13 protein-coding genes are annotated in these 21,395 nt (G+C 66.3%); 2 read left to right on the top strand and 11 right to left on the bottom strand.

Annotated features, from left to right (window positions below; all coding sequences use genetic code 11):
* Nucleotides 1-93 precede the first annotated feature (93 nt).
* The 11 genes from addA to ILT44_RS03030 form a co-directional block, all read right to left on the bottom strand.
* A complete protein-coding gene (gene addA / locus ILT44_RS03080) occupies nt 94-3,528 on the bottom strand; it encodes a double-strand break repair helicase AddA (protein WP_204238097.1) in 3,435 nt (1,144 codons plus the stop codon).
* On the bottom strand, nt 3,525-6,698 hold the full coding sequence (gene addB / locus ILT44_RS03075; RefSeq protein WP_372441123.1) for a double-strand break repair protein AddB: 3,174 nt from the start codon (nt 6,696-6,698) through the stop codon (nt 3,525-3,527). The genes addA and addB overlap by 4 nt, the downstream gene beginning before the upstream one ends.
* A 3-nt stretch (nt 6,699-6,701) precedes the next feature.
* The gene (locus ILT44_RS03070) at nt 6,702-7,436 is read right to left on the bottom strand and encodes a nucleotidyltransferase family protein (RefSeq protein ID WP_204238095.1); all 735 of its coding nucleotides are present in this window, start codon (nt 7,434-7,436) and stop codon (nt 6,702-6,704) included.
* 9 nt (nt 7,437-7,445) lie between these two features.
* The gene (gene tsaE, locus ILT44_RS03065) at nt 7,446-9,032 is read right to left on the bottom strand and encodes a tRNA (adenosine(37)-N6)-threonylcarbamoyltransferase complex ATPase subunit type 1 TsaE (protein ID WP_204238094.1); all 1,587 of its coding nucleotides are present in this window, start codon (nt 9,030-9,032) and stop codon (nt 7,446-7,448) included.
* Nucleotides 9,033-9,040: 8 nt separating this feature from the next.
* Nucleotides 9,041-11,608, bottom strand: a complete 2,568-nt coding sequence (locus ILT44_RS03060) for a PAS domain-containing sensor histidine kinase (RefSeq protein ID WP_204238093.1) — start codon at nt 11,606-11,608, stop codon at nt 9,041-9,043.
* Between the two features lie 373 nt (nt 11,609-11,981).
* Nucleotides 11,982-13,382: an adenosylhomocysteinase gene (gene ahcY / locus ILT44_RS03055; RefSeq protein WP_204238092.1), complete on the bottom strand. Its 1,401-nt coding sequence runs from the start codon at nt 13,380-13,382 to the stop codon at nt 11,982-11,984.
* A 238-nt stretch (nt 13,383-13,620) separates the two neighbouring features.
* Entirely contained in the window at nt 13,621-13,941 is a 321-nt protein-coding gene (locus ILT44_RS03050) for an HPr family phosphocarrier protein (protein ID WP_204238091.1), read from the bottom strand.
* A 5-nt stretch (nt 13,942-13,946) separates the two neighbouring features.
* Nucleotides 13,947-14,348 carry a PTS sugar transporter subunit IIA gene (locus ILT44_RS03045; RefSeq protein ID WP_239467859.1) on the bottom strand — a complete coding sequence of 134 codons (402 nt, stop codon included), beginning with the start codon at nt 14,346-14,348 and terminating at the stop codon, nt 13,947-13,949.
* An 88-nt stretch (nt 14,349-14,436) separates the two neighbouring features.
* On the bottom strand, nt 14,437-14,892 hold the full coding sequence (locus tag ILT44_RS03040; RefSeq protein WP_204238089.1) for an HPr kinase/phosphorylase: 456 nt from the start codon (nt 14,890-14,892) through the stop codon (nt 14,437-14,439).
* On the bottom strand, nt 14,889-16,748 hold the full coding sequence (locus ILT44_RS03035) for a sensor histidine kinase (protein ID WP_204238088.1): 1,860 nt from the start codon (nt 16,746-16,748) through the stop codon (nt 14,889-14,891). The genes ILT44_RS03040 and ILT44_RS03035 overlap by 4 nt, the downstream gene beginning before the upstream one ends.
* A gap of 91 nt (nt 16,749-16,839) precedes the next feature.
* Entirely contained in the window at nt 16,840-17,538 is a 699-nt protein-coding gene (locus ILT44_RS03030; protein WP_204238087.1) for a response regulator transcription factor, read from the bottom strand.
* Between the two features lie 526 nt (nt 17,539-18,064).
* On the opposite strand from ILT44_RS03030, the gene ILT44_RS03025 reads away from it, so the two are divergent.
* Nucleotides 18,065-19,675 carry a phosphoenolpyruvate carboxykinase gene (locus ILT44_RS03025; protein WP_204238086.1) on the top strand — a complete coding sequence of 537 codons (1,611 nt, stop codon included), beginning with the start codon at nt 18,065-18,067 and terminating at the stop codon, nt 19,673-19,675.
* A gap of 184 nt (nt 19,676-19,859) precedes the next feature.
* Nucleotides 19,860-21,311 (top strand): FAD-binding oxidoreductase, encoded by a 1,452-nt coding sequence (locus tag ILT44_RS03020; protein ID WP_204238085.1) that lies wholly within the window; start codon nt 19,860-19,862, stop codon nt 21,309-21,311.
* The last annotated feature ends 84 nt before the right edge of the window (nt 21,312-21,395 follow it).

Below are 21,395 nucleotides of genomic sequence, written 5' to 3'. Positions count from 1 at the left end.
TTTGACATTGAACGCGACTCAGGTTTCGAGCCGCTCGGCTATAGGGCCAAGGTAAGAACGGGCGTTACGGGAATCAAGCAAGGGGGCTTCCCCTCACGCCGCTTTGATGAGGGTAAGTGCCGATTCCAGGTCGGGTTCCATGAGCTCGTGGATCGCCGGGCCCGAGGTCCAGACCAGGAAGGTGCGGATGCGCCTGCCCGGGTAGATCTCGGCGAGCAGCGCCCTGTAAAGGGCAAGCTGCGCCACGTAAGAGCGTGGCGGCGTCTGGCCGGGTCTCGGAGGGCGCGCCGTCGTCTTGAAGTCCGCTACCAGCACCTCTTCGTCGAGCACTGCCAAACGGTCGATCTGGCCCGAGACCATGATTGCGCCCTCCGCCGTCATCACGCGGCCTGCGATGGGCGCTTCCGCCCGCGAGCCCTTGCCGAAGAGCGGCTTCAGGTCCGGGTGATCGAGGACGTCGAGGGCATTGGCCAGGATCGATTCCCGCATCTCTGCCGCCAGACGCGGGGCGCGGGCCTTGATGTATGCGCGCGCCATGCTCGCCCGGTGCTCGGGAGTGAGCGCGGGCAGGCGCTCCAGCAGGGCATGGACCAGGGTGCCGCGCAACCGCGCCTCGGGCGCGTAGGGACCGTCGCCCGGACGCGTCATGCGGTCGGCGGCGCCGAGCGCGCTCGACGGGCGGATCGGCGGCAGGGGCTCGGGCTCCGCCGCCACCGCCGTCGTCAGCCAGCCCGGCACGGCGACGGGATCGAGCGGCGGGACGTCCGATTCGGCCGCCAGCGTGCGGGCCAAGGGCGAGCCGTCGCGCCAGACCGAGATCGGGCCATAGGGCGCCTCGTCGAGTTCCAGTCCGCCGGCCTTCTCGACGAGCCCGTGGCGGATCATCTCGCACCAGGCCTCCTGCTTGGTCTCGTTGCCGGTTGTCCGGTAGGGCGCGATCACAAGCCGGTCCTTGGCGCGGGTCATGGCCACATAGAGCAGCCGGTTGTGCTCCTCGTGCCCCTTGGCGTGCAGGAGGTCACGGGCTTCAGCCATCACGCTCGAATCGGAATTCTTGCCCGGCGCCCAGACGGGGATCCTGTCGCCTGTTGTCGTCTGCAGCTGCAGCAGTGCCGGATCGCGGCCCAGCACCTCGCAGCCGTCGATGAGCACGACGATGGGCGCCTCCAGGCCCTTCGCCCCGTGCACGGTCATCACGCGCACCTCGTTGTTCACGGAATCGAGGTCGCGCTTGATGGTGTGGTCGGCCGATTCGAACCGGCTGAGGAAATAGGTGAGCGACGGCGTCTCCGTCATCTCCGACTGATGCGCGAAGCATAGGAAAGCGTCGATGGCATCGCCCGCCTCGCTCCCCAGCCGCGCCACGAGCAGCGAGCGTCCGCCGCGTGGTCCGAGCAGGGTGGCGAAGAAGCCGAAGGGGCCGTGGATCTTGGCCAGCTCGCGCCAGGCGTTCAACGCCTCGCATCCGCGCTTCGCCTTCGCATCGCCGGCTTGCGCATGGCGCGCCAGCGCCGCATGAAGGGACTCCTCTTCCGCGCGGTCGACAGCAATGCGGATGAGGTCGTCGTCGGTGAGCCCCACGAGCGGGGATTTCAGCGCGGTTGCCAGTGTGAGGTCGTCGTCGGGCAGGAGCGCTGCGCGGCCCGCCGCCACGAGATCGAGCACGGCGATGTGCTCGCCGATATTGAGACGGTCGGCGCCCGCCACCGGCACGCCTGCGCCCTTCAGGGCGCGGATCACGGCCTCGAAGGCTGTACCGCGCTTTCGCACCAGCACGAGGATGTCGCTGGCGCTCCAGACGCGGCCCATCTCGTCGCCCTTGGTGGTCCAGCATTTCACGGCCTGCGCAATGCGCCGCGCCACCACCACGGGTGGGGATTGCTGTTCGGGTTCGTCGACGGGCAGAACCCAGGCCTCGGGCTCTTCTTCCTCCGCAGGCGTTTCGACAGGCCACAATTCCACGAGGCCCGGTGCGTGGGGCCGCGCGCTCTCGTGAACAGTGCCGATGGCCTTGTCCTCGAAGGACAGGCCCTTGAAGTGCCGCTCGACCGCGAAGGTGGCGTCCACGGCCGAGAGCACGGCTTTCCCTGAGCGGAACGACATGGTGAGCGACACGTCCTCGAAGGCGAGTGCCGCCTCGCGCACTTTCTGCGACCAGCTGCGGCGGGTCGTCTCGAATTCCTGTGGGGCAGCGCCCTGGAAGCCGTAGATCGACTGCTTGGGATCGCCCACCGCAAAGAGCGTGCGCACGCGCCCGCCCGCCGCACCGGCGCCTGCGGTGAAATCCTCGGTGATTCTGCGCAGGATCTCCCATTGCTCCGGGTTCGTGTCCTGCGCCTCGTCGATCAGCACATGGTCGATGCCGCGATCGAGCTTGTAGAGCACCCAGGCCGTGTCGCCGCGCGAGAGCAGCGCCAGGGTCTTGTCGATGAGGTCCTGGAAGTCGAGGGCGCCGAGGCGCATCTTCGCCTGCTCGACGCGCGTGTGAATTTCGGATGCAAGCGTGAACAGCGCGCCCGTGCGTTCGGCGGCGCGCGCGGCCTTGCGTTTGTCGATGAGCGAGCACACGCGGTCCTGCTCGCGCAGCAGCTGATCCTTCAGGCTCTCGCTCACATCCTTGGTGAGGAAGGCCGATCCCTTGCGCGGCGTGCCGCCATCGGTGAGGAACACCGAGAGATAGTTCTCCAGCTTCTCGGAGAGTTCGGCGGCCTCGGCGGCGGCGATGAGGGATGCGGCGCGCTTCTGGTCGGTGGATTTTCCGCCGAGCAGCTCCTGCGCGATGGCAGGCCATTCCTCCGGCTTGAAGCCGCCTTCCAGCATCATGCGCTCGATGACTTCGAGCGTCTCATCCGAACCGAGCCCGAGTTCCTTGCGCAGCTGGGCGGAGCCCGTGGGATCGTGCAGGAACGTCTTGCATTTCAGGGCGGCATTGATGGCGGACGAAAGCGCATCGCCCACCGCATCGACGCTGATGATGTCGAGCGCCTCAGCCAGTTCCGGAAAACTGCCGCTCGCCGCATCGGCCATGACGTTGGATGTCGCCTGCGCCAGCATCTCGTCGGTCTGGCTCTCGTCGAGCACGGCAAAGCGCGCCGGCACGTTGGCCTCGAAGGGCACGAGGTGCAGGAGGCGCTCGCAGAAGGCGTGGATGGTGTCGATCTTGAGACCGCCCGGCGTCTCCACCGCGCGGGCGAAGAGCGTGCGCGCGAGCTTCACCTGTTTGCGGCTCGGCTTTTCGCCCTCGAGCTCCGTCAGTTCCTGGATAAGGCTCTCCTCGTCCAGGGTCACCCAGCGGCCGAGGCGCTCGAAGACGCGGATCGCCATGTTGGCGGCGGCGGCCTTGGTGAAGGTGAGGCACAGGATGCGTCCCGGCAGGGAGCCTGCAAGCAGCAGGCGCACCACACGATCGGTGAGCACCTTGGTCTTGCCCGCACCCGCATTGGCCGACACCCAGGCCGAGGCGCGCGGGTTCGCGGCGCGGCGCTGCGCGTCCTTGGTGTATTGTGGGATGACGAGATCGGTGCTCATTCGAAGCCCTCGCCGCCACCGGCGCTCGCAAGCGACCATTCCTTCACGCGCGCCAGATGATCGTATTCGGAGAAGCGTCGCGCATATTTCGGGAAGGGCCGCGAGAGATAGGCGGCTTCGCCCTTGGCGTAGCGCACGATCATCCCCTCAAAGCGGCGGCGATGCTCCTCCACGATCTCGGCTACCGAGCGCTCCTCTCCTCGTCCAGGCTTGATCTCGCGCGGATCGATAGGGGTGCGTCCGCCGGTGGTGTGGATGTAGATGAGGTCCGGCGTTTCCTTAGCCATTGGCAGGCCCTTGAAGGCGCCCTTCATCAGCATCATCGCCTCCAGCGTCAGCTGCGGCGAGAAGCCGGCATACACCTCTTTGACACCCGGCGGCTGGCCCGTCTTGAAATCGATGATGGCGAAGCCGCCGTCGCGGCGCTGCTCGATGCGATCGGCGCGGGCGCGCAAGGAGAATATCGAGCCGTCCGGCAGCGGGATCGACAGGGACCCTGAGCGCTCCGCATAGACCTCGACGAGAGAGGGACGGCGCGCCTGCTCCCACACAACGAACTCGGTGGCGAGCCGCGTGAAGCGCGGCCACCATTCCGCATAGAGTTCCGGGTAGGTCTCGGCGATGTTCGCAAAAGCATCGGCGCCGAGCGCCAGCAACTCTTCCAGCGCATGGGCGGGAATGGCCTTCGGGTATTTCTCGGCGAAGGTTCCGATCACGTCATGGATGATCGTGCCGCGATCCGCAGCACTCGGCGTCACCGCGATCGCATCGAGAGCATCGAGCCTGAGGATATGGCGTGCGAAGATGGAATAGGGGTCGCGCACCAGCGTCTCGATCTCCGTGACGCTCAAACGACGCGGGAAGAGGGCGGGGTCGGGCTTCGGCTTCGGGCGGGCCAAGGGCGGTGCGGGCTCCGGCGTGTCGAGGGTGCGCGCGAGGCGGCGGTAATACTCGCCGGCCTTCGTCATCGTCTCCCACACCTCCTTGCCGGTGAACGCCTTCAGGCGCTGCAGGAAGCGCGAGGGCACCATGGGCGAGCCGTCGCGCTTGTGGGCGCGGGTGATCACCACGTCGTGCGTGCCGAGCGCCTGCACGAAATCGTGCGCGGTCTGGCCGATGCGGCGCTCCGGCGGCATCAGGCCGACGCGCGAGCGCATGGGCCGGTTGAGGAACGCATCCGTCACCGTGCGCGGCGGCCAGGTGCCCTCGTCCAATCCGCCGAGCACCACGCGGTCGACCGAGAGAAGGCGCGCTTCGAGAAGGCCGAGGATCTTCAGGCGGCGATGGGTTGAGCGCGGCGAGGGGCTTAAAGCGCGCTGCTTGGCGAGCGCCGTGAAGAAGGTGGGGTAATCATTGAAGCGGCCTTCGAGCGGGTGGCCTTCCTCTGCGCGGATGTCCGAGTGTTCAAGATCGTCGAAGAGCGCGGCGAGCGCTTCCCGGGAGGATTCTCCCTCCTGCTCCTCCGGGTCCTCCTCGGGGCCGGTCCAGAGCCATCCGACGGCGCGGCGATGATGCTCTACCAGCGCCATCAGATCGAGCTTGCCCTCGCCGTGCACGGCAGGCGTGAAGGTGTCGAAGGCGATGCCGAGGCGCTTCAGCAGATCGTCGGCGAGATCCCAGTCGGCCTCCGTCAGGCGCTTGCGCGGACGCGGCGTGCGATGATTGTTCTCGGCGCGCCGGCTGGCCAACGCCGCGCGCAGGCCCTCGATGCCGAGCGCAGGCGCAGGCCCGCGCAGCACGCCGATCTCGAGCACGCTTGCCGCATGCTCCACGGTGGCGCGCGGCAGGCCGAGGCGCACGAGCGGATGCGCGAGCAGCGCGAGCAGCCGCACGGGCCTCAAGTCGTCGGCCGCCGCTTCGGCTGCCAGACGCGCGAGGCGCCCGGCCGGCGTGTCGGAAAGCGGGATGCCGGCGGAATCCTCGACGCTCACGCCCCAGCGGGCGAGTTCCGCCGTCACCCGCGTCGCCAGCGCGCGATCCGGCGTGACGAGCGCCGCCGTCTTGTACGGATGAGCGAGCGTTTCGCGCAGCGCGATGGCGATGGCGAAGGCCTCCTCGCGCTCGTCCATGGCTTCGATGATGGCAAGCCCCTCGCAGCCGCTCCGGCTCAACGCGACCCGATCATCGGGCGCGATCAGCGACCAGCGATCCGTGGTGTCCGCAGGACGCAAGGCTTCCGAGAGGAGATGATTGCGGGCTCTTCCTGCGTCCGGAAGCTCGCCCAGAACCGTGACGGCGAAGCGTGGAATGCGCAGGTGCCTGTCGAGAAGGCGGCGGAGCGAGGCCTGCGGATGGCTGTGCACCGGATCATTCTCGTCGTCCCCGTGGCCGCCGATGGTTGACCAGCTCTCCTCGTCGAGATCCGTGTCGAGGCCGGGCAGCACGATGGCGCCCTTGGGCAGACGCGCGATGACGCCCATGAGATGCGCGGTCGCCGGCACCGAGCCCGTCGAGCCCGCCACGATGATCGGCTGCTCCGGGCGTTCGCGGGTGAGGCGCCGGGCCTCCGCTTCCAGCAAGGCGTTGCGGCGCTGCGCCGGATCGCTCGCCTGGCGCTCGGCGAGGATGCTCGGCCAGTTCTCGCTGGCGATCTGCACGAAGTGGCGAGTGATCTCGAAATATTTCGAGTAATCCGCGTCAACGGCCAGTTCGAGCGCGCGCCAGTCGATGCCTTCCGTGGTGAAGGCATCCATCAGGGTCTCGAGATCGCCCGCGAGGTTCACCGCATCGGCGGGCGAGGCCGGCACCATGAAGGGCACCTCGGGTCCGAGCTGCAGCAGGGCGCGGTCCACTTCAGCCGACCAGCGCTGCACGAGACGCGTGAGGATGAGGCGGCGCTCCAGGGGCGGGATCGGCGGTTTCAGGCTCGCGGCCTCCTGCAGCGGCGTGCCCTCGAGCCCTGTGAGCTCGAACTCGGCCTCGTCCGTCTCGCCGAGCGGCACGATGCGCGGCAGGAGCTGCGCCCGGCCTTCGCCGCGCTCGGCGAGAAGAGCGATCAGCGCGCGGGTGGCGCGGCGGTTGGGGACATAGATCGTGATGTCGGAGAGCGCCGCGGGATCATCGCCTAAGGAGCCGACGAGCCTACCCTCCAGCAGCGCGTCCACCAGGGTCGGCAGGAAGGCGCAACCCGGAGGGATCGAAAACACGCGCGGACTGGTGGGCACTCCCAAACCTCATCGCTTGCTGGCGGCGAGGCATCGTTCGGCCTCGGCAATGGCCTGCGGCTCTCCAACATGCAGCCACCGCCCCTCCATGCACAAGCCGTAGAGGCGGTCCTTCGCGATGGCGCGGTCGTAGAAGGCGTTGGCGGAGAAGGCTCCATCCGGCGTGCCGTGGACGAGCTCCGGCTTCACGATGGCCACGCCCGCGTAGGCGAAAGGCGCGCTGTCATCGGTTCCGCGTCGGCGCAGGCGGCCCTCGGAATCCTGGTGAAAATCGCCGCGGCCTTCGAAACCGATGCTTGTGGATAACGGCGCGACGAGCATCAGGATGTCCATCCGTTCCGGATCCCAGGCGGCCACGAGGCGCTTGAGATTGGGCTCTTGACCTTCGATCCAGAGCGAATCGGAATTGAAGGTGATGAAGGGCTCGTCGCTCAAGAGCGGCAGCGCCTTCTTTACGCCACCGCCGGTTTCGAGCAGCTCCGCGCGCTCGTCGGAGATGATGATGCGCGGCGCCTCGCGGGTGCGTACATGCGCTTCGAGCATGTCGGCGAAGTGGTGCACGTTCACCACGACCAACTCCACGCCGGCCTCGTGCAGCTTGTCGAGGGCGAAGTCGATGAGGCTCCGGCCCGCCACCTTCACGAGGGGCTTCGGAATCGTGGCGGTGATCGGCAGCATGCGCTTGCCGAGGCCTGCAGCGAGGACGATGGCTTTGCGGGGCGCATGCGGAGGGGTCTGGGACAAGGGACTGGCTCAGGCTTCGGGAGGAGGTTCATCCGCATGGGGGATGAGCCGCGGCAGGTAGGTCTCGTACCAGCCTTTGAGCTTCCCGAGGGCCGGATGGGCGAGGTTGCGGATGAGATAGGCTTCGATCCGCGGCAGGTGCTTGAGGTAGTGCGGCTTGCCGTCCCGACGGTCGAGACGGGCGAAGATGCCGAGGATCTTGGTGGCGCGCTGGCCCGCCATGATGGCGTAGGCGCGGGCGAAGGCCGAGACGTCGAAGGCCGGATCGACCGCCTTCCGGTCGCGGGCATAGAGGCCGATGAGCTTCAGCTCCAGCTCCGGCGGCACGGTCACGCGCGCATCCTGCAGGAGCGAGGCGACGTCGTAGGCGGGCGAGCCCAGCACCGCATCCTGGAAGTCGATCATGCCGACGCGCTGGAGGCCTTCGCGCCCCGGCAGCCAGATCAGGTTGGGCGAATGGAAGTCGCGCACGGTCCAGGTGGTCGGCGCCGAGAGAACCTCGCCCAGGGTCTCGGTCCAGAGATTGATGAATTCCGCCCGCACCGAACCCGAGAGCTGGGTGCCGATGATATGCGGCACGTACCAGTCGAGCAGCAGCTCCACCTCGATCAGGAGGGCTTCGAGATCGTAGGGCGGGATCGCGTGGTCGATGCCATCAGTGACAGGCAGCGATTGCGGCAGGGTCTGGCCGTGGAGCCGAGCGAGCAGGCGCGTGGCTTCCGCGTAGCGCTCCGGGATCGGCCCATCCCCGTCCGTGAAGGGTTCGGAGCCGAGATCCTCGATCAGGAGGAGGCCTGTGTCCAGGTCCTCGCCGTAGATGTAGGGCGCGCTGAAGCCCAGGGCCCGCAGGCCCTTGTCCATGGCGACGAAGGCATGAACCGTCTCGGCAAGCTTGGCAATGGTCGTGTAGGGCTTGCCGCGCCGCACGGCGGGCCCGACCGGGCGCGGCGGCGAGATCATCAGGAGCGCGGTCGAGCCGTCAGGCTTCACGAGACGCTCGTAGGAGCGGATCACGGAGGCGTCGCTCTGCATGGGCTGACGCCTGGCATCGGCCCACCCGCAGCGCTCCACGAGGTTGCGGTAGGCCTTCATGCGCTGGAGCCGGGAGGCGAAGGCGCCCGTCCCGGTGAGCATGGCGAGGCGGCCCTTGCCCTGGCCGCCGGGGGCGAAATCGAGCCGGATGTCGAGGTGGTCGGGCTTCAGGGCATCCTGGGCGCGCTCCGGCCACTCGACGAGGGCAATCGCATTCTCCGTCATCTCGTCCCAGCCCAGCTCCACCAGCTCGTAGCCGCCGGACAGGCGATAGAAGTCCGCATGGACGATGGCGGGCTGCTGGCCGTCATAGACCTGCATCAGGGTGAAGGTCGGGCTGGGGACCTCGAGCTCCGGGTCGCCCGCCAGCGTGCGCACGAGGGCGCGGGCCAGCGTCGTCTTGCCGGCGCCGAGGCCTCCTGAGAGGGTCACGAGATCGCCGGGCCTGAACTCTTCCGCGAGCACCTTCGCAAAACGCTCCGTCGCCTCGTGATCGGGAAGCGTCACAAGCCATGCGGCCTGCAAAAGATCCTGCTCGGGCATGAGGGCCGGTCCATTCACCATCGCTGTTCCTACTCGGCTGCGATGGGAGTTAACGCGGATTGCGCCGCTCGGCCATCGGAGGGCGTCTCATGCCGGACATTCGGGAAGATGCAAGTGACCGTGGTGCCCATGCCCGGCGCGGACGAGATGTCGATGCGCCCGCCATGCAGCTCCACGAAGGAGCGCACGATCGACAGGCCCAAGCCCACGCCGCGGTGACGCGTTCCCAGGGTATGGCTCTCGAACCGCTCGAAGATGCGCGCCTTGATCTCCGGCGGGATGCCGCGGCCCTGATCCTGCACCTCGAAGACCACCTCGCCGCCGTGCTTGCGGGCCGAGACGCGGATCGTCTGTCCGGGCGAGGAAAATCCCACCGCGTTGGAGAGCAGGTTGAACAGGATCTGGCGCACGCGCTTGCCGTCGGCGACGAAGGTGCCGATGTCGTCCGGCGCGTCGATGATAAGGTTCAGCGAGGATTCGGCGAGACGATCCTCAAGCCCGCGCATGGCGGCCTCGATGGTCGAGCGGATGTCGACGATCTCAGGGCTGAGCTCGAGCGAGCCCGTGTCGATGGAGGCGAGGTCGAGGATGTCGTTGAGGATCGCGAGCAGCGACGCCGACGAGCGCATGATGTGATCGGCGTAATCGCGCTGGCGCGGGTTGAGCGCGCCCACCGTCTCGTCGCCGAGAAGCTGCGTGAAGCCGATGATGTTGGTGAGCGGCGAGCGCAGCTCGTAGGACACGTGATGCACGAACTCGTCGCGAAGGCGCGAGGCGCGCTCGAGCGCGTCGTTGCGCTCGGTGAGCGCGCGCTCCACGTTCACGCTCGCCGTCACGTCGGTGAAGCTCAGGAGCGTTGCGCCGTCGGGCAGGGGCTGCGCCGTGCAATCGAGCGCCGAGCAGTCCTGCCGCTCGATGCGGCAGGAGAGGCCCATGCGCATGTCGGCGAGGCCCGCCACCGCACCGCGGATGTCGATCCAGGGCTCGTCGCGCGGAGCCAGGGGACGGCAGGCCTTGATCACCGTGTCGATATGCGGGTTCGCGGCCGTCATCTCGGGCGCGAGGTTCCACATCTCGGCGAAGGCGCGGTTGTGCAGCTTGAGGCGCCCGTCCGAGCCGAACACCGCAACGCCTTCCTTCAGGGTATCGAGGGTCTCGCTCTGGACGCGGGTGAGCGAATGGACCTGCGAAGCCAGCTCGAAGCGCTCGCTCACGTCGTCGAAGAGATAGGTCACGCCGCCCTGCGGATTGGGATTGACGACCACGCGGAGCGTGCGCCGGTCCGGCAGGTGCCACCAGGTCTCCTGCTGCTCGACGGAGCGGTAGCCCTGCAGGAAATCGCCCTTCCAGGCGCGGAAATCCGCCTGTTCGGGAAGCTTGCGGGCTGCCCGGAGCCGGTCGAGCACCTCGCTGTCCGTCGGGCGCGAGGCGAGAAAGCCTGCATCGAGGCCCCAGAGGCGCTGATAGGCGGCGTTGCTGAAGATGAGATTCTGCGCGCCGTCGAAGATCGCAACCGCCGTGGGCAGCTGATCGAGGGTGCGCACATGCGCATCCATCTGGCGCTGCAGGTCGGTGCGCACCGCCTCCAGTTCCGATACGTCGACTGCAATGCCGGCGCTGCCGCCGGCCGTGGGGCGTTCGATCACGTCGAGAACTGCGCGGTGGCCTGCCACCACCGCCGTGACGCGGCTCGCGTAGGTAGAGCCCTCCTGGCGCTGACGGCGCGCATCCTCCCGGGTCGTTGCGCTGAGCAGCTCGAGCGAACGGTTGACGGCGTCGTCGAGGTCGCGGGCCTCGACCGAGCGCAGGTAAGCCTGGTTCGCCCAGAGCAGCCTGTCGTCCGCATCGCGGATCCAGAGCGGATAGGCCACGTCGTCGAGGAGCATGGTCATGGAGCGCAGATCGCTGCGCGCCGTCGCTAGGTTGGCTTGCACCTTGAGAAGTTCGGCCCGATCGCCGGTAACATCCCGCAGGCGCAGGATCGCCCGGCCGCCGATGGTGCGGCCTTCCACGTCGATGAAGCGGTTCCCGACGCAACGCGCGGTCAGGCGGAAGACCTGCCCTCGCTCCTTGAGCTGCTCCAGGGCACTTTCGACGGCAGCCGCGTCGGCCGCGGTGAGCCAAGTGCCGAAGGCCAGGGCGCGCTGGGCGGGGGCATTCTCGCCGATGATCGAGGGATCGCCCTGGAAGCGGACTTCGCCATCCCGCCCGTGCCAGCTGACGAGCAGCTGGCGCTCCGAGCCCATGAGGAGGGCCGCGAGATCGTCGGCGCCGCGCAAAGCCGCAAGCTCGTTCCTCAGGGAGCGCTCCACGCGGGCGGCGCGCTTCTGCTCGCGCATCAGCAGCAGGGATGTTGTGGTCGAGAAGGCCACGAGGCCCATGAAGAGGCCGAAATAGACGGCGTTGTGCAGGTCGAAGCTGTGCAGGAAGCCGAGGAGATCCGAGGCTTTCTCGGATAACGGCAGGAGCAGGTCGTCGGCCAGGGCCGCATGGGAGGTTCCGGCGAGCAGCATCAGGGGCAGGGACACACGGGCCGAGCCGACGAGAAGGCTTTTCCCGTCCCCGCTGCGGTCGTGTCGCTCCCCGTGCGCGGCCATGCCGTGCTGCCCTTCCCGTGTTGGCGGCCCGACAATCAGGCCAAGTTGGATCAATCCCCGGCTGCGCCTTCCGACGCCGCAGGAGTCAACCGTCTACGCATGAACGGAACTGCCGGCGCAGGTTCGAAGCCAAAGCACAGCCGGTCGATTCGCGTTCACTCTAGACCACCCCTGACTCCGCCAGGAAGGGGGTTAATACCGGCTTAAACTTCCTTTGGAGAACCTGTGCGCAATTCGTCGAACCATATTGCAATTGGGACACACACATGCGGGTGCGACAGCTTGTCGATTCGATAGGGGCGTCGCAAGGAAGCGGTCCAAGAAAAAAGCCCGGCGGAGCCGGGCTTTCGGGAGGGAGTGGCGTGAGGGCCGATTAGTAGCGGTAGTGATCCGGCTTGAACGGGCCCTTCTCGGACACGCCGATATAGGAGGCCTGATCGGGGCGCAGCTTGGTGAGCTTCACGCCGATCTTCTCGAGGTGCAGGGAAGCCACCTTCTCGTCCAGGTGCTTGGGCAGGGTGTAGACCTTGCGCTCGTACTTGCCCTGGTTGGTGAAGAGCTCGATCTGGGCCAGCGTCTGGTTGGTGAACGAGGCCGACATCACGAAGGACGGATGGCCCATGGCGTTGCCGAGGTTCACGAGGCGGCCTTCGGAGAGCAGGATGATGCGGTGCCCGTCGGGGAACTCGATCTCGTCGACCTGCGGCTTCACGTTGTTCCACTTCAAGTTCTTGAGGCCCGCGACCTGGATCTCGTTGTCGAAGTGGCCGATGTTGCAGACGATGGCCCGGTCCTTCATCGCCCGCATGTGGTCGAGGGTGATGACGTCCTTGTTGCCGGTGGCGGTGACGAAGATGTCGGCGCGGGGGGCGGCGTCTTCCATCGTCGTGACCTCATAGCCTTCCATGGCGGCCTGCAGGGCGCAGATCGGGTCGACTTCCGACACGAGCACGCGGCAGCCGGCCTGGCGGAGCGAAGCGGCCGAGCCCTTGCCCACGTCGCCGAAGCCCGCGACCATGGCGACCTTGCCGGCCATCATCACGTCCGTGCCGCGGCGGATGCCGTCGACGAGGGATTCGCGGCAGCCATAGAGGTTGTCGAACTTGGACTTGGTGACCGAGTCGTTGACGTTGATCGCCGGGAAGAGGAGCTTGCCCTCCTTCTCCATGATGTAGAGGCGATGCACGCCGGTGGTGGTCTCTTCCGAGACGCCCTTGATCGAGTCGGCGAGGCCGGCGAACCAGCCCTTCGGCTTCTCGCCGAGCAGGCGCTTGATGAGCGCGAAGAAGACCTCTTCCTCTTCCGAGCCCGGCTTGTCGAGGAAGGCGGTGTCGCCCTGCTCGGCGCGCAGGCCGAGATGCACCAGCATGGTGGCGTCGCCGCCGTCGTCGAGGATCATGTTGGGCATGCCGCCGCCGTGCCAGTCGAACAGCTTGGCGGTGTAGTCCCAGTACTCCTTCAGGGTCTCGCCCTTGTAGGCGAAGACCGGAATGCCGGCGGCGGCAATCGCCGCGGCGGCGTGGTCCTGGGTCGAGTAGATGTTGCAGGACACCCAGCGGATGTCGGCGCCGAGAGCCTTCAGGGTCTCGATCAGCACCGCGGTCTGGATGGTCATGTGAAGCGAGCCGGCGATGCGGGCGCCTTTCAGGGGCTGCTTCGCGCCGTATTCCTCGCGGACGGCCATGAGGCCCGGCATCTCGGTCTCGGCGATGGAGATTTCCTTGCGGCCGAACTCGGCCAAGCCGATGTCTTTGACGATGTAATCCTGTGCCATGTGGCCTCTCTTTTGCACCAGTTCCGGGTGAATTGGCGCCGTCTCTACCAGAGAGCCGCCGGAGAGGCAATCAAGATATAAAGATGTCTTTATATGTTTTACGGAGGGCGAGCATCAACAACCGTCCCCTCATGGCCGGGCTGTCCCGGCCATCCCGATCCTGTGAGGCTCGGCGCTTCATGGCATCGAGATCACTGGCACAAGGCCGGTGATGACGTGCGGGGGAACCCCTTGGAGCCTACTCGTCCTCGCCGAACCTGTTGGCGAGAAGATCGTCGATGGCCTGCAGGCAGGCCGAGGCGTCGGCCCCCTTGGCGGTGACGGTGATCGTGGTGCCCTGGGCGGCTGCGAGGGTGAGAAGGCCCATGATGGAGCGCCCGCCCACGGTCTCGCCGCAGCGGGTGACGGTCACGTCGGCATCGAAGCGCTCGACGGTCTGGACGAACTTGGCCGAGGCGCGGGCGTGCAGCCCGCGGCGGTTGATGATGGGCAGCTCCCGCACCAGGGCACCTTCGGGCACGACGACCGGGGGGCAGTCCTGATCGAGGGAGCCGTCCATGCTGGTTACTTTCCCGAGAGCACGCGCGAGGCGATGTTGATGTATTTGCGCCCCGCTTCCTGGGCGTGGGACACCGCGTCGTTCAAGGGTTCCTCGTCGCGGACGCTGGCGAGCTTGATCAGCATGGGCAGATTGATGCCGGCCACCACCTCGACGGAGCCGCCATTCATGCACGACAGGGCGAGGTTCGAGGGGGTGCCCCCGAACATGTCCGTCAGAACCACGACCCCCTGCCCCGAATTGACCCGGCACACGGCATCCATGATGTCCTTGCGCCGTGTCTCCATGTCGTCCTCGGGGCCGATCGTGATGGTTTCAAGCTGCTCTTGGGGTCCCACCACATGCTCGAGCGCTGCCTTGAATTCCGTCGCGAGCTGCCCGTGGGTGACGAGCACCATTCCAATCATAATGTTACAGGTCCGAACGCTCCGAGAGCGGAGCCGCTATTTTGTGCACCGCGAAGCCAAGCGCAAGTGCATTGAGTCGAAAAGTTCATCACAGTGTCACTACCGTGTCGCAAACACCACTCAGGCAGCCCAAGGCGATGTCCGCCGAGACTGCCCCGGCCTGCATGCGGACGCGAGGGACCATGACGCCGCAGAGGGCAGCATGCCTGTCAAGCTCTTCCGGATAGCGCGGCAGGCTCTCGCAGAGATCGATCACCAGGCGGATGACGGCAGCCGGCTCATGGGACTGCCGGACGATGCCGAGGCCGAACACTTCGATGCATCCGTTAAGCGGCTTCACCGGAGAGGCCACGAGGCGACCGTGCCGGGCCTCGATACGGGTCCGGTCGTCGCTGACAAGCCGGGCGAAGCCGCCGACCTGGCGGATGCAGGACAGCACCTCACGGGCCAGGGTCGATTTGCCGGAGCCCGACACGCCGCGGATCAGCAGCCCGGCCTCGCCGACGAGCACGCAGCCCGCGTGGATGGTCTGCGCGTCGCTCAAGGCTCTGCCTTCCCCGCTTCGCGCTCGCGCTTCACCCGGTCCTTGCCTTTTCTCCCCTGGTCCTTCCGGGCCCTGGCCCCTTCGACGGGGAGGCGGATGACGAAGCGGGCGCCGAGACGGCTGGGCTCGCCGCTCTCGTCGGGGGCTCCAAGCCGGTTCTCGGCCCGGATCGTGCCCCGGTGGGCCTCGATGATCTGGCGGGAGATGGACAGCCCCAGGCCCGAATTCTGGCCGAAGCCCTGTTCGGGCCGGTCGGTGTAGAAGCGCTCGAAGATGCGGTCGAGGGCATCGGGCTCGATGCCGGGACCCCTGTCCTCGACCAGGATTTCGACCTCGTTCCGGCGCCGGCGCATGGACACCCTGACGGCCTCGTCGGGCGGCGAGAACGAGCGGGCGTTGTCGAGCAGGTTGTTGAAGACCTGCCCCAGGCGGCTGTCATGGCCGAGCACCAGGAAGGCGTCACGGTTCTTGGCCGCATTGTCGATATTCAGCGTGATGAGCGCGTCGTGCTCCTGGCGGCGCTCGTTGGCCACCGACACCACCGCCTCGAGCAGGCGCACCATGTCCACGGGTTCGGCATCGGCGCGGGCAAGCTCCGCATCGAGGCGCGAGGCGTCCGAGATGTCGCTGATCAGCCGGTCGAGGCGTTTTACGTCGTGCTGGATGATCGACAGGAGCCGCTGGCGGGAATCATCGCTGCGGGCGAGCGGCAGGGTCTCCACGGCGCTGCGCAGCGACGTGAGCGGGTTCTTCAGTTCGTGCGCCACATCCGCTGCGAAGCTCTCGATGGCGTCGATCCGGTTGTAGAGCGCCCTGGTCATGTCGCGCAGGGCGCCCGACAGGTGGCCGATCTCGTCGGCGCGGCCGGTGAAGTCGGGAATTTCCTGGCGCGATTTCGTGCCCCAGCGCACCCGTTCGGCCGCTTCCGCCAAGCGCCGGACAGGACCCGCGATGGCGCCGGCGAGAAACAGCGACAGCACGATCATCACGATGGCGGCCACCAGGAAGACCTGGAGCAGGGCGAAGCGCTCCGAGGCGATGATGGCGTCGATGTCGCCTTCCTGGGTCGAGAGCAGGAGCGCGCCCTGAACCGTGCGGAAGCGCTGGATCGGCACGGCCACCGACACGATGGTCTCACCGCGGTTGTTGACGCGCACCACGCTCGCCTGCTGGCCTCCGAAGGCCTGCTGCACCTCTGCCAGGGACTTGCCGTTGATCGGCCCCGCCTCCTCTAGCACAGGGCGCTTGGTGCGCCGGAACATCTTGCGGATGCTGTTCCAGGTGCGCTCCATGGCGGTCATCGTGTCCTCCACGGTGGCGACGGGAGGAAGGTCCATGCGCAGGATGTCGCCGCGGGAATAGAACGACCGGGAATCGAGGAGAAGCATGCCCTCCCGGTCGAAGATGCGGGCGCGGGTCTTGGTCGGCGTCACCAGCCGGCGCAACAGGGGCGCGACGCGCTCGGGGTTGATGGAGAATTCGAGCGACGAGAGGGATTCGTCGTTGAACCGCTCCGTCTCTCCGGCCTGCATCTGCAGCAGCTGGTCCGGATCGATGGTGATGGTGTTGGTCTCCACCGTCGCGGAACCGGCGATCGCGCCGGCGATGATCTCGCCCTGGGTGAGCAGGCTCTGCACCCGCGCCTCGATGAGGCCCTCGCGGAACTGGTTGAGATAGAGGAAGCCTATCAGCAGGGCCACCAGACCGGCGAGGTTGAGCACGACGATCCGGCGCGTCAGGCTCGACGAGGCGCGCTGCACCAGCATGCGGCCGAAATGCTTCAGCCGGGCCAGGACGCCATGGGGGGCAGGCGGATCGTCGAATGCCGCCTCGGCGTGGATGGGGTCAGCCTTCATGCCACTCGCTTGACTCATGACCCGATGGAAGGCACCGGACCATGACGGTCTTTCCAGGTTGCGCGCCGGGCTGCCTGAGCCCTCAATGGGCTCAGCCTTCCTTGAAGCGGTAGCCCACGCCGTAAAGGGTCTCGATCATTTCGAAACTCTGGTCAACCGACTTGAACTTCTTGCGCAGGCGCTTGATGTGACTGTCGATGGTCCGGTCGTCCACATAGACCTGATCGTCATAGGCCGCATCCATGAGCGCGTTGCGGCTTTTCACCACCCCCGGGCGTGTGGCGAGAGCCTGCAGGATCAGGAACTCCGTCACGGTCAGGGTGACCGGCTCGCCCTTCCAGGTACAGGCATGGCGCTCCGGATCCATCTTGAGCTGACCCCGCTCCAGGGCCTTCGGATCGGCTTCCTTTGGGGCGCTCTGGTCCTTGGGGGCGAAGCGGCGCAGCACCGCCTTCACGCGCTCGACCAGGAGACGCTGCGAGAAGGGCTTCCGGATGAAGTCGTCGGCGCCCATCTTGAGGCCGAACAATTCGTCGATCTCCTCGTCCTTCGAGGTCAGGAAGATCACGGGAAGGTCCGATTTTTGCCGCAGGCGGCGCAGCAGCTCCATGCCGTCCATGCGCGGCATCTTGATGTCGAAGATGGCCAGATCCGGCGGGGCATGCTTGAGCCCGTCCAGAGCCGAGGCCCCGTCCGTATAGGTCTGGATGCGGTAGCCCTCCGCCTCGAGGGCGATGGAAACAGAGGTCAGGATGTTGCGATCGTCATCGACAAGGGCGATCGTTGGCATGAACTCTTCCTTAGCTTGGCACGGACGAAAGTCAGCTACTGTGTCTCGTCTGACAACGCAGAGGGCCTTAAAATGTCCCCAACTGCGCCTTTCTCGTGGCATGAATATGGTTTTCCCCTGGGCGAGGACCAGGGGTGGTCCTGATAGTGGGGTCTAGGATCTGTCGCTTCAACCGGGGATGGACGCACTCTTACGGAATGGAAAGGTTGCCCCTGGCGCAAAGCGCGCAGGCAGTCCCGCTCTGAGAAACCGGGATTTCCGCTGGGAGAAGCTGTCAATCATACGAAAGAACCCTCCCAAACCCTGAAAATCCCCGGAACAGCGGGTGATTGAGATCTGGTTTCGGCGAAAATAGAATGCGATGAAACGACTTGAGTTGACGGTCCCGTCAGCTGACCTAAAGAAGGTTCTATGTTCAAGCGAGACGGTACGGTTTCCGCCGCATTGTTTGATCCACCCCAAGTGACGGCCATCGGACGGCGGCACATCCGGCTGCGCGGTGACTGGCAATCAGGAGAAGTCTTCCGTGGAAAATATCGGCGTCTTCAACAGCGCACAGGGCGCTGAGGCCTCCGGCCTCCGCAATCTCAAACGGGTCTACTGGAATCTTGAGGCGCCTTCGCTCTATGAGCAATCCCTCACGCGGGGCGAGACCAAGCTCGTGAAGGGTGGCGCGCTTCTGGCCGAGACCGGGATCCATACGGGCCGCTCGCCCAAGGACAAGTTCGTGGTGCGCGACGAGACCACGGAAAGCACCGTCTGGTGGGACAACAACGGTTCCATCACGCCCGGCCACTTCGACACCCTGCTAGCCGACTTCCTCGCCCATGCCGAGGGCAGGGAGCTGTTCGCGCAGGACCTCTACGGCGGCGCCGATCCGGCCTACCGGGTCAAGGCGCGGGTCTTCACGGAATATGCCTGGCACTCCCTTTTCATCCGCAACCTCCTGATCCGTCCCGAGCAGGGCGAGCTCGCCGATTACGTGCCGGGGCTGACCATCATCGACCTGCCGTCCTTCAAGGCCGATCCGGCCCGCCACGGCTGCCGCTCCGAGACGGTCATCGCCTGCGACTTCAAGCGCAAGATCGTGCTTATCGGCGGCACGTCCTATGCGGGCGAGATGAAGAAGTCGGTCTTCACCTATCTCAACTACGTGCTGCCGTCGCAGAACGTCATGCCCATGCATTGCTCCGCCAATGTGGGCAAGGAGGGCGACGTGGCCGTGTTCTTCGGCCTCTCGGGCACCGGAAAGACCACGCTCTCGGCCGATCCGAACCGCATCCTGCTCGGCGACGACGAGCATGGCTGGGGCCAGAAAGGCGTCTTCAACTTCGAGGGCGGCTGCTATGCCAAGACCATCCGCCTGTCCCGCGAGGCGGAGCCCGAAATCTTCTCGACCACCGAGCGTTTCGGCACGGTGCTGGAGAACGTGGTGATCGATCCGACTACGCGCATCCCCGATTTCGACGACGCCTCGAGGACGGAGAACACGCGCTGCGCCTATCCGCTCGACTTCATTCCCAACGCGAGCGCCACGGGCCGCGCCGGCATTCCGAAGAACATCGTGATGCTCACCTGCGATGCCTTCGGCGTCCTGCCTCCCATCGCGAAGCTGACTCCGGCCGAGGCCATGTACCACTTCCTCTCCGGCTACACCGCGAAGGTGGCGGGCACGGAGAAGGGCGTGAAGGATCCGGAGGCCACCTTCTCCACCTGCTTCGGCGCACCCTTCATGCCGCGGCATCCGTCCGTCTATGGCAACCTGCTGCGCGACCTCATCGCCAAGCACCATGTGGATTGCTGGCTCGTCAACACGGGCTGGACCGGCGGCAAGTATGGGGTGGGCCGGCGCATGCCGATCCGCGTCACCCGCCGTCTGCTCACCGCAGCCCTCGACGGTTCGCTCTCCCGCGCCGATTTCCGCCGCGATCCCTATTTCGGCTTTGCGGTGCCGACCTCGGTGCCCGGCGTCGAGCCGCACATCCTGTATCCGGTGAAGACCTGGCAGAACAAGGCGGAGTTCGCCGAGACCGCCAAGCGCCTGATCGATATGTTCAACGAGAACTTCAAGCGCTTCGAAGGTCACGTGGATTCCGACGTGCGCTCCGCAGGGCCGCAGACCTCGATCGCGGCCTAAAGCCTGAGAGTTATCTCTTCTCGAGCATCGGACCCAAAAGTGGAATGCACTTTTGGGATCTATCCGATGCTCATTCTTAACTTGCGCATCGTGTGGACCGGAAAACCGGATCCACTTTTCCGCACGATGCGCTGAAATCGTGTAGAAGGCGGCCTCTGGCCGCCTTTTTCTTTTGGTGCTCCCGATGCCCGACACCCACCTCGAACTGCTCGACAGCCTGTCCCAGCGCTTGGGCAACCAGCAGGTCATCCGCGATTCTGTTGCCATGGAAGGCTATCTCGTCGAGGAGCGGAAGCTCTATCGCGGCACGGCGATGGCCGTCGTCCGTCCCGGCAGCACGGAAGACGTAGCTTTCGTCGTTCGCGAATGCGCGAAAGCCGGTGTCGCGATCGTGCCTCAGGGTGGCAACACGGGCCTTGTGGGCGGCGGCGTTCCGCGCAGCGGCATCGTCCTGTCGCTCGAAAGGCTCGACCGCATCCGCGAGGTCGATCCCTTCAACGCCACCATCACGGTCGAGGCTGGCTGCATCCTGAAGGCGGTGCAGGACGAGGCGGAGAAGGCGGATTGCCTCTTCCCCCTGTCGCTCGCCTCCGAGGGCTCGTGCCGGATCGGCGGCAACATCGCCACCAATGCCGGCGGTGTGAACGTGCTGCGCTACGGCAATACCCGCGACCTCGTTCTCGGGCTCGAGGTCGTGCTCGCCGACGGGCGGATCTGGAACGGGCTGAAAGGCCTGCGCAAGGACAACATGGGCTATGATCTCAAGAACCTCTTCATCGGCTCGGAGGGAACGCTCGGCATCGTCACGGCCGCCGTGCTGAAGCTCTTTCCCCATCCGAAGGCCCGCACCGTGGCCTTCGTGGGCTGCGCCTCCCCCCATGCGGCGCTCGATCTTTTCGAGCGCCTGCGCCAGCGAACGGGAGACCAGCTGACGGCCTTCGAATTCATGCCGCGCTTTGCCTTGCAGGTCGTTCTCAGGCACGCCGCCGGTGCCGTCCGTCCGCTTGCAGGCGAGCACGAGGCCTATGCCCTGATCGAGCTGTCGTCGCCCGATCCCGGGATCGACCTGCGCGAGCGTCTCGAAAGGGTCCTGGGCGAGGCGCTGGAGGCGGGAATCGTGGAGGATGCCGTCCTTGCCGCGAGCGAGGCCCAGGGCGATGCACTCTGGACCTTAAGGGAAAGCCTGGCCCACGTGCAGAGGCTCGAGGGCGGGTCGATCAAGCACGATGTCGCCGTGCCCGTCTCCCGAGTGGCGGATTTCATCGTCACCGCAACGCAGGCCTGCGAGGAAGCGATGCCCGGCGTGCGCGTCTGCGCCTTCGGGCATTTCGGGGACGGCAACATCCACTTCAACCTGAGCCAGCCCGTCAGCATGGAGAAGGCGGCGTTCTTACGCCAATGGGAGCGGTTCAACCGGATCGTTCATGACATCGTGGACGGCATGAACGGCTCGATCTCCGCCGAGCACGGGATCGGCCTCATCAAGCGCGACGAGCTGGCGCGCTACAAGGACCCGGTGGCCCTGGACCTGATGCGAACGCTGAAAAGAACCCTCGATCCGCACAACATCCTCAACCCCGGCAAGGTCCTGGCTCCGGAGGCGGATCTGCCGTCGGATCTTCCGAGCTCAAGCTAGCTCATTTGGGAAGAAGCGGCCTGCCTGCTTGACCCGTTCCTGCAGGTGCCTACGATGATCCGGCCGGGCCAAAGGTGCCGGTCA

It is taken from the genome of Microvirga arvi, assembly GCF_016892765.1.
Classification (GTDB): Bacteria; Pseudomonadota; Alphaproteobacteria; order Rhizobiales; family Beijerinckiaceae; genus Microvirga; species Microvirga arvi.
This window is presented reverse-complemented; position numbering and strand designations above follow the sequence as displayed.